The organism is Pseudomonas sp., assembly GCF_035277045.1.
In the GTDB taxonomy this organism is placed as follows: Bacteria; Pseudomonadota; Gammaproteobacteria; order Pseudomonadales; family Pseudomonadaceae; genus Aquipseudomonas.
Map to the genome: position 1 here is coordinate 1 of NZ_DATELE010000075.1, position 7,705 is coordinate 7,705.

The window sequence follows — 7,705 nt, forward strand, 5'->3', positions numbered from 1 at the left end:
CTGCACGAACGCCTGCTCAAAGCCGTGTCCGAGCTGAACTTTGTCGAGCCGACCCCGGTGCAGGCGGCGGCCATCCCCCTGGCCTTGCAAGGGCGTGACCTGCGCGTGACCGCGCAGACCGGCAGCGGCAAGACCGCGGCATTCGTGCTGCCGATGCTCAATCGCCTGGTCGACCTGAAGGGCGGTCGCGTGGAAATCCGTGCCATCGTGCTGCTGCCGACCCGCGAGCTGGCCCAGCAGACCCTCAAGGAAGTGCAGCGTTTCTCGCAGTTCACCTACATCAAGGCAGGCCTGGTCACCGGCGGCGAAGACTTCAAGGAACAGGCCGCCATGCTGCGCAAGGTGCCGGACGTGCTGATCGGCACCCCGGGTCGTCTGCTGGAGCAGCTCAATGCCGGCAACCTGAAGCTTGAACACGTGCAGGTGATGGTGCTGGACGAGGCCGACCGCATGCTCGACATGGGCTTCGCCGAAGACGTCGAACGCCTGTGCGGCGAGTGCGCCAACCGCGAGCAGACCATGCTGTTCTCCGCCACCACTGGCGGTGCCGGCCTGCGCGACATGATCGCCAAGGTGCTGAAGGACCCCGAGCACCTGATGCTCAACAGCGTCAGCCAGCTGGCCGAGGGTACTCGCCAGCAGATCATCACGGCCGACCATGACCAGCACAAGGAAAAGATCATCCAGTGGCTGCTGGCCAACGAGACCTACGACAAGGCGATCATCTTCACCAACACCCGCGTCGCGGCTGACCGCATCTACGGTCACCTGGTGGCCCAGGACGTGAAGGCGTTCGTATTGCACGGCGAGAAGGACCAGAAAGATCGCAAGCTGGCCATCGAGCGTTTCAAGCAGGGCAGCTCGAAGGTGCTGGTCGCGACCGACGTCGCCGCCCGTGGCCTGGATATCGACGGCCTGGACCTGGTGATCAACTTCGACATGCCGCGCAGTGGTGACGAATATGTGCACCGCATCGGCCGTACCGGCCGCGCCGGTGGCGAAGGCCTGGCGATCTCGCTGATCTGCCACAACGACTGGAACCTGATGTCCAGCATCGAACGCTACCTCAAGCAGCAGTTCGATCGCCGCGTGATCAAGGAAGTCAAAGGCACCTACGGTGGGCCGAAGAAGGTCAAGGCCTCGGGCAAGGCTGTGGGTACCAAGAAGAAAAAGGGCGAGAAGAAGGGCGAGAAAAAGCCTTTGACCAAACGCAAGACCGGCCCGCGCGGCAACAAGGCCCCACTGGCCAGCGCCGATGGCATGGCGCCGCTGAAGAAGCGCACGCCTGCTGCTGAGTAAGCATTGATCTGCCAGCTCCTTCGGGGGCTGGCTTCAGGTTTTCTTCTCTGCCGCTTTAAGTTCCTGCAACCTGCGATCGATCAGCTGGCATTTATCCGGCAAGTCCTTGCTCGCGCTGTCGAGCTTCATCCCCTGTAGTTCTTCGTTTATTTCCTTGGCCTTTTGTGGATTTTGCTCGGTGAGCTGGGTGACCAGTTTTGCCAGGTCCTCACGCTTTTGCGTGGCTTCTTCTAGCGTGCAGGCCCAGGCGGGCAGGGCGCAGAACAGGCTGGCGGCGAGGGCCAGGGGGAGCAAGGGTTTCATGGAGCGGCCTCCAGTGGGATGGTAGGCGGTGGATGCTGGGGGTTGAGGTTAGTTCAAGTATGTCTCCAGGCGATCTGCCAACGCGGTGGTTGTTGCCTTTGACAGACGTTAGTGGGCGACGTGCAACCGAGCCGTCATGTCGATTCCCAATGCCTTCATGACAGTGAGAAACGTTTTTAGCGTTGGATTTCCCTTGGCGCTGAAAGAACGATACAGCTGCTCGCGCGAAAGCCCTGTTTCTTTGGAAAGCTGCGTCATGCCTTTCGCCCTGGCCACCACACCCAATGCTTTGGCAATGTAGCCAGCATCCCCCGTTTCGAGCGCGTCGTTCATGAACTCAACGATTGCTTCAGGCGTATGCAGGTAATCGGCAGGATCAAATTCGGTAAATGTCTCAGCCATGTTGTGTCCTCCACAACCGTAAGATTTTCTGCGCGGTCTCGATGTCGCGGCTTTGACTGTCCTTGTCACCACCGCAGAGCAAAATCACAAAAATAGTACCGCGCTGATGAAAGTACACTCGATAACCAGGCCCGTAGTGGATTCGCAATTCGCTGATGCCGTCTCCTATGGGGCTGACATCACCTGGTAAGCCCTCGGTCAGGCGGTTGATTCGAGAGACGATCCGAGTTTTGCCGGTAGCGTCTTTCAGCTTCGCGAGCCACTGAACGAAGGTAGTGGATTGGATTTTTTTCATCCGCGGAATGTAGTTTATAAAATACGATTTGCGTAAGGCAACCCCTTCCGAACTTTTTGTAGGAAATGCCCAAGCGGCATTGTGGGTAAATTCGGTGAAACCGCGCGGGCGGCGCTCGATCGCCAGGGCGCCAGAACAACAAAGACACGCGCCTGGTCGCCTTGATGCATGCCCGCTCCGGTTTTCTGCAGTTTTAAACACAATCTTCAGACTTACCCTATTCCTTGTAGTCCATTTCCCAAAGATACTGTTAGAGCCTTTTAGTAGTTGCACTGGTCCCTTTCGAGTCCTAGTCTCGATCCGTCGTTGCTCATCAACGACCGGTTTTGACAGACCGATCCCTGATTTTCGGACCATTTGTGCGTCGCTTCCTGGCGGCTGTACGTGGGGCACTTCGGTGCGCCGAGTTCCGATATCCTCGGTCTGTCAACCCGCGTACCGCTGCCACCATTTGTTTGACAGCAGAGATGTGGTAGCTCCTATCGATATCGGAGTTACGCAATGCTAAAGATCGTCCCCGACCCACCCCATCACCAAAGCCACTCCCTGGAAGACCTCCTCATCCAGACCTCCGAGCACCTGGCCTGCGCCTCCACCGTCGCCTACCAGACGGTACTGCTCGATTCCCAGACTCCAGGTCAACTGCTGACCATGGCCACCATGCACCAGATTGACCGGGCGCAGGTTCTGGTGGAAATGGCATTGAGCAAAGTGCAGTCACGGCACTAGCGCCTCAGTAGGGCACACACAACCCCTTGAAGGAGCGGCCTTGTGCCGGGGCGCCCGATCGCGGCACAAGGCCGCTCCCACAGGTTCTGCACTACAGTCTGGAGAAATGTATGACGAGCGATCCATCGAACAAGAAAACCAACCACTACAAAACCACCGGCAAAGGCAGCTTCGGCGAAGGCATCGGCGGCCGTATCGCCGACCGCCTGTTCAAGGTGACCCCAGGCCACGACGCCGAATATGCCCTGGAACAGGCCTCGGTCCTGATGGACTGCGTCTACCAGATGACCCTGCGAGCCGGGGTCGAGCGGGACGACATCCTGGTGTGGGGGGCGCATTACCTGAGCGGCATGGCCAAGGCGCTGGTCGAGGATATCGCTCACGGGATGATGACAGGGCCTGCACGCTAGGCTAGTCACCGCAAGAGGCGTGGTTTGCCTCGTTTGCCAGAGGCACTCCACGCCCAACTTCGAAGACCGATTTGGACCCTGGCCAGTCAGGAAGACAGCGACATCGATATGTCCGATATCCCTCAACTGGATGACAGTTTCTTTCGCCACGCTGAACTAAAAATGCCTTTAGCTCCGTCTATGCCCGCCGGAGAGTATTCATCGGAACGCTTTCACCCTCCCACCAGTCCCACCTGTGTAGTCCCCATAAGACCACAACAGGAGGTCACCTCCATGCGTACCTACGACTGGAACCTGGTCGAACGCTTGCTGCACGAAGTGCAGAACGGCGCCGGTCAAAGCTTCACCCCGCGGCCCTATGCCGAGCAGCATGCCGCAGCGCAAGCGGCGCAAGGCCAGCCGGTCGGGGACCTGGATCATCTCAAGACCCGGGCATGCGAATACGAAAAACTGCTGTTCGAGCGCGCGTTCATTGAAACCCGGCCAGAGCAGGATGGCGGCAATGGCGAGAACTTCGTGCTGACCCAGCGCGGCTCGCAGTTGCTGAGCCTGATCGACAGCAGTTTTCCGGGCGAGGTGCACCCACGCGATGTCCTGGATCAACAGGAAGATGCGCTGGACGAGGCCACCTTCGACCGCGTTGCGGCCAACTCGCAGATTGCCCACGGCGTAATTTAGGCTGGCAAGGGCAGGGCAGGCAGACCGATAATCGGTGCTGGATCCATTTCAGCTGCCGAGCCTTACCCATGCCTTCGATGAAAAAAGAGACACGCCCATGAGCGTGGCCCGCAAGAATACCGATGCTTTCGCGCTGCAAATAATGCTGCTGCTCTGCCTGATCTGGGGCAGTCAACAAGTGATGATCAAATGGGCTGCCGTGGACATCGCGCCGGTGATGCAAGCGGCTCTGCGCTCAGGCATCGCCGCGTTACTGGTGGGATTGCTCATCTGCTGGCGCGGTGGCTGGGATCAGGTCGGCAACACCTGGCGCGGTGGTTTGCTGGCAGGTGCGCTGTTCGGCCTGGAGTTCCTGTTCATCGCCGAGGGCCTGAAGCTGACCTCGGCCGCGCACATGTCGGTGTTTCTCTACACGGCCCCCGTGTTCACGGCGTTGGGCCTGCACTTCATGTTGCCCAGCGAGCGACTGCGAACGCTGCAATGGCTGGGCATCTTGATTGCATTTGTCGGCATCGCACTGGCCTTTGCCGGCGGACTTTCGCTCGACCAGCTTGATGGCCGAACACTGCTTGGCGATGCCTTCGGCGTGTTGGCGGGGCTTGCCTGGGGCGCGACCACCGTGGTGGTGCGCGGCTCGCGGCTGTCGGAAGCTCCCGCGACCCTGACCTTGTTCTACCAGTTGCTGGTGGGCTTCGTGGGCCTGCTGCTGATCGCCCTGCTCACCGGGCAGATCGGGAGGGTCACCCTGACGACCCTGTCGATCAGCAGTGTGCTGTTCCAGGGCCTGGTGGTGTCCTTTTTCAGCTACCTGACCTGGTTCTGGCTGCTGCGCAAATACCTGGCCTCCAACCTCGCCGTCTTCTCCTTCATCACGCCGCTGTTCGGGGTGACGTTTGGCGTCGTTCTGCTGGGCGAGCCCCTGAGCCTGAACTTTGTGTTCGGCGCCGTTCTTGTGCTGTTCGGGGTCGTTCTGGTCAGCGCCGAGCCGTGGGTGCGGCAGCAGTTGCGCAAGGTGCTGGGCTAGCAGGGCCAACCAGCATCAGCACCCCGGCCAGCCCCAGTCCGCTTGCCGCCAGCAGCAGTGCCGGCTGCAGGCTACCGGCAAAGTGATTGCTCAGCGCCGCCAGCAGCGGGCCGCTGAGCTGACCCAAGGCGAAGCAGGCGGTCAGCAAGCCCGCGTTGCGTTGGCTGGCATGGGGCGCGAGCTCCCGGGAGCGCTGCATCACCAGCTGCATGCAGGCCAGGAAGGGCGTGCCGCACAACACCACGCCCAAGCCCAGGCCGAGTCCGCCGCCCATGAGGCAGGCCAGCACGCCAGCTCCCTGGAGCCAGAGCGTTGCCACCAGCCATGGCGTGGTCCGGCCCGGACGACGCATCCCCGCCAGCACGACTCCTAGCGCCGCCGCCAGGCCGAATGCCGGCCAGAACAGGTCCGCCTGCCACTGACCGTGAAAGCGCTGGCTGGCCATCTGCGACAAGAAAGTGGCCGGCAAGATATAGCCAACGCCATACAAGCCATAGACCACGGCCAGGCGGCCGATTCCGAGCTGACGGTTGGGACGCGCCGTGGCGGTGTTCAGGTTGACGGCCGGCTCTTGTGGGCGCGGCAGCCAGCGCACCACCGCCAGCAGCATCACCAAGGCAGCGCCCGCATAGATCAGCCACAGCGCCGCCGAGCCAAGGCCCAGCACATGCGCGACCAGCGCCAGCAGGCCGGTGACACAGATGCCCAGGCCAGGCCCTGCGAACACCAGCGCGCCGAGCCGCGGCCGGTTGTGCGCCGCCGCCAGTTGTTGGGTCAAGCTGGTGATCATCACCAGCACCCAGGCACTGGCCACCCCGGTGCCAAAGCGCAGCAGCAGGTGGCTCCAGAACCCTTCCACGGCCCAGGACGCCAGGGTCAGCAGCACGCACAGCCAGAGCCCGGCATGCAGCCGCCCACGTATTTGCGCGGGACGACGGGCAAACATCGCGTCGACAGCCCCGAGGAAATACCCCAGGTAGTTGGCGGCGGCCACCAGGCCTGCGGCGGTGAGGTCGAACTGGCCCTCGGCGATAAGCTGGGGCAGTTGTGGGGTCAGGGCGAAGCGGCCGATACCCATCGCCATCATCAGGGCAACGGCACTGGCCAGCAGTTGTATGAGTGACGACATGAGAAGAATCCTGCGCGATGTATTCGATGACCGGCAGGTTAGAGGTCTTTCATGTTCATTAAAATTGAATAATGATGATCAAGTTGTTCTGTTATGGAGAAAGGTATGGAGTTCAGCCAGCTTCGCATTTTCCAGGCCGTGGCCGAGGAAGGCTCGATCACCCGTGCTGCCGAGCGCCTGCACCGGGTACCGTCGAACCTGTCAACGCGCCTGCGCCAGCTGGAAGAGCAATTGGGCGTCGAGCTGTTCCTGCGCGAGCGCCAGCGCTTGCAGTTGTCTCCTGCGGGCAAGGTCTTGCTGGACTACGCGGCGCGGTTATCGGCCCTGCGCGACCAGGCGATTTCAGCGGTGCAGGGCGGCCAGCCGGCAGGTGATTTCGCGCTGGGCACGATGTTCAGCACGGCCGCGATCCACCTGCCGGCGTTGCTGGCCCGTTATCACCAGGCCTACCCCGCGGTGAACCTGCAGGTCCAGGCCGCGCCGAGTGGCGAGCTGCTCGAAGGGCTGCTCAGCCATCGCCTGGATGCGGCACTGGTGGACGGTCCGCCCAGCCTGGCCGGACTGGACGGCGTGCCGCTGTGCGATGAAACCCTGGTGCTGATCACCAGCCCCGAGCATCCGCAGGTGCGCAGCGCCCGCGACGTCGCGGGGCGCGCCGTGTTCACCTTCCGTCAGGGGTGCTCCTACCGTATGCGCCTCGAAGCCTGGTATGCCCACGACCACACGCCCATGGGCCGGGTGATGGAGATCGAGTCCTACCCAAGCATGCTCGCCTGCGTGATCGCTGGGGCGGGCGTGGCGCTGATGGCCCAGTCGATGCTCGACAGCCTGCCTGGCCGGGAGCGGGTGGTGGCCCACCGGCTGCAGGCGCCGTTCGATCAGGCCACCACCTGGCTGATGTGGCGCCAAGGCATGTGCGGGGCGAACCTGCAGGCCTGGATCGACCTGCAACAAGGTGAAACAGTTAACCAGCCGTCGGAAGTCGCCTACACGGCTTGAAACCCGGCAAACTCGCATACATCTGTAGGAATAGTGGCATGCGTAATACAGGACATCGGTCTATGATCTGTATGAAGCATCGCTGGATTGATTTGCCGTGAGGCTGACCCGTAAAGGGGGCACTATGAAAAACGACCTGTACAACTGGCTCCACGACCTCGCCGTCGCGCTGGGCTTGATCCCGCCACCGCTACAGCCGGTGCCGATCCCCACCGATGAAGAGCGTAAACGTCAACCACGACGCCGCTGAACGCAAAAGGCCGCCGCACCCTTTCGGGACGCAGCGGCTTTTTTGTACATGGATCAAGCCAGGTTCACGGCGCCCACTGTGCGACGGGAGCACAGGCTTACCACCACAAAGCTCACCAGGCCCGCTGCCAGACTGTAGTAGATCGGCGTATTGGCCTCGAGCCCGTCCTTGAGCATGAAGAACAGCA

At 61.6% G+C, this 7,705-nt stretch carries 12 protein-coding genes; 7 read left to right on the forward strand and 5 right to left on the reverse strand.

Going from position 1 to position 7,705, the window contains the following annotated elements; translation table 11 throughout:
- On the forward strand, positions 1 to 1,299 hold a 1,299-nt coding region (locus VJS90_RS03150), incomplete at its 5' end, for a DEAD/DEAH box helicase (RefSeq protein WP_324119009.1).
- Between the two features lie 33 nt (positions 1,300 to 1,332).
- Here VJS90_RS03150 and VJS90_RS03155 read toward each other — a convergent pair.
- The 3 genes from VJS90_RS03155 to VJS90_RS03165 form a co-directional block, all read right to left on the reverse strand.
- Positions 1,333 to 1,602 carry a hypothetical protein gene (locus VJS90_RS03155; protein WP_324119011.1) on the reverse strand — a complete coding sequence of 90 codons (270 nt, stop codon included), beginning with the start codon at positions 1,600 to 1,602 and terminating at the stop codon, positions 1,333 to 1,335.
- Positions 1,603 to 1,710: 108 nt separating this feature from the next.
- Positions 1,711 to 2,004: an addiction module antidote protein gene (locus tag VJS90_RS03160; protein ID WP_324119013.1), complete on the reverse strand. Its 294-nt coding sequence runs from the start codon at positions 2,002 to 2,004 to the stop codon at positions 1,711 to 1,713.
- Positions 1,997 to 2,299, reverse strand: a complete 303-nt coding sequence (locus VJS90_RS03165; RefSeq protein WP_324119029.1) for a type II toxin-antitoxin system RelE/ParE family toxin — start codon at positions 2,297 to 2,299, stop codon at positions 1,997 to 1,999. The genes VJS90_RS03160 and VJS90_RS03165 overlap by 8 nt, the downstream gene beginning before the upstream one ends.
- A gap of 501 nt (positions 2,300 to 2,800) precedes the next feature.
- On the opposite strand from VJS90_RS03165, the gene VJS90_RS03170 reads away from it, so the two are divergent.
- The 4 genes from VJS90_RS03170 (at position 2,801) to VJS90_RS03185 (ending at position 5,140) form a co-directional block, all read left to right on the forward strand.
- Complete coding sequence (locus tag VJS90_RS03170) at positions 2,801 to 3,028, forward strand: hypothetical protein (RefSeq protein WP_324119015.1); 228 nt, start codon at positions 2,801 to 2,803, stop codon at positions 3,026 to 3,028.
- Positions 3,029 to 3,138: 110 nt separating this feature from the next.
- Positions 3,139 to 3,438, forward strand: a complete 300-nt coding sequence (locus VJS90_RS03175) for a DUF3077 domain-containing protein (protein WP_324119017.1) — start codon at positions 3,139 to 3,141, stop codon at positions 3,436 to 3,438.
- 273 nt (positions 3,439 to 3,711) lie between these two features.
- The gene (locus tag VJS90_RS03180) at positions 3,712 to 4,116 is read left to right on the forward strand and encodes a transcriptional regulator (RefSeq protein WP_324119019.1); all 405 of its coding nucleotides are present in this window, start codon (positions 3,712 to 3,714) and stop codon (positions 4,114 to 4,116) included.
- A 97-nt stretch (positions 4,117 to 4,213) separates the two neighbouring features.
- Positions 4,214 to 5,140: a DMT family transporter gene (locus VJS90_RS03185; protein WP_324119021.1), complete on the forward strand. Its 927-nt coding sequence runs from the start codon at positions 4,214 to 4,216 to the stop codon at positions 5,138 to 5,140.
- Here the strand turns inward: VJS90_RS03185 and VJS90_RS03190 are convergent.
- Positions 5,091 to 6,269, reverse strand: a complete 1,179-nt coding sequence (locus VJS90_RS03190) for an MFS transporter (RefSeq protein ID WP_324119023.1) — start codon at positions 6,267 to 6,269, stop codon at positions 5,091 to 5,093. The genes VJS90_RS03185 and VJS90_RS03190 overlap by 50 nt on opposite strands.
- A gap of 105 nt (positions 6,270 to 6,374) precedes the next feature.
- Here VJS90_RS03190 and ptrR point away from each other — a divergent pair, with 105 nt between their 5' ends.
- Together ptrR and VJS90_RS03200 are read left to right on the forward strand one after the other, a co-directional pair.
- Positions 6,375 to 7,268, forward strand: coding sequence for a putrescine utilization regulator PtrR (gene ptrR, locus VJS90_RS03195; protein WP_324119025.1), 894 nt, complete (start codon positions 6,375 to 6,377; stop codon positions 7,266 to 7,268).
- A gap of 124 nt (positions 7,269 to 7,392) precedes the next feature.
- Entirely contained in the window at positions 7,393 to 7,518 is a 126-nt protein-coding gene (locus VJS90_RS03200) for a PA1414 family protein (protein ID WP_324119027.1), read from the forward strand.
- A gap of 53 nt (positions 7,519 to 7,571) precedes the next feature.
- On the opposite strand, the gene VJS90_RS03205 is transcribed toward VJS90_RS03200, so the two are convergent.
- Positions 7,572 to 7,705, reverse strand: a 134-nt coding sequence (locus VJS90_RS03205; protein ID WP_324119031.1) for a hypothetical protein, incomplete at its 5' end; no start/stop codon positions are given.

Excerpts from the sequence above, each read along its gene's own strand:
- VJS90_RS03155 (WP_324119011.1), bottom strand. The coding sequence starts at position 1,602 with ATGAAACCCTTGCTCCCCCTGGCCCTCGCCGCCAGCCTGTTCTGCGCC.
- VJS90_RS03160 (WP_324119013.1), bottom strand. The coding sequence starts at position 2,004 with ATGGCTGAGACATTTACCGAATTTGATCCTGCCGATTACCTGCATACG.
- VJS90_RS03165 (WP_324119029.1), bottom strand. The coding sequence starts at position 2,299 with ATGAAAAAAATCCAATCCACTACCTTCGTTCAGTGGCTCGCGAAGCTG.
- VJS90_RS03170 (WP_324119015.1), top strand. The coding sequence starts at position 2,801 with ATGCTAAAGATCGTCCCCGACCCACCCCATCACCAAAGCCACTCCCTG.
- VJS90_RS03175 (WP_324119017.1), top strand. The coding sequence starts at position 3,139 with ATGACGAGCGATCCATCGAACAAGAAAACCAACCACTACAAAACCACC.
- VJS90_RS03180 (WP_324119019.1), top strand. The coding sequence starts at position 3,712 with ATGCGTACCTACGACTGGAACCTGGTCGAACGCTTGCTGCACGAAGTG.
- VJS90_RS03185 (WP_324119021.1), top strand. The coding sequence starts at position 4,214 with ATGAGCGTGGCCCGCAAGAATACCGATGCTTTCGCGCTGCAAATAATG.
- VJS90_RS03190 (WP_324119023.1), bottom strand. The coding sequence starts at position 6,269 with ATGTCGTCACTCATACAACTGCTGGCCAGTGCCGTTGCCCTGATGATG.
- ptrR (WP_324119025.1), top strand. The coding sequence starts at position 6,375 with ATGGAGTTCAGCCAGCTTCGCATTTTCCAGGCCGTGGCCGAGGAAGGC.
- VJS90_RS03200 (WP_324119027.1), top strand. The coding sequence starts at position 7,393 with ATGAAAAACGACCTGTACAACTGGCTCCACGACCTCGCCGTCGCGCTG.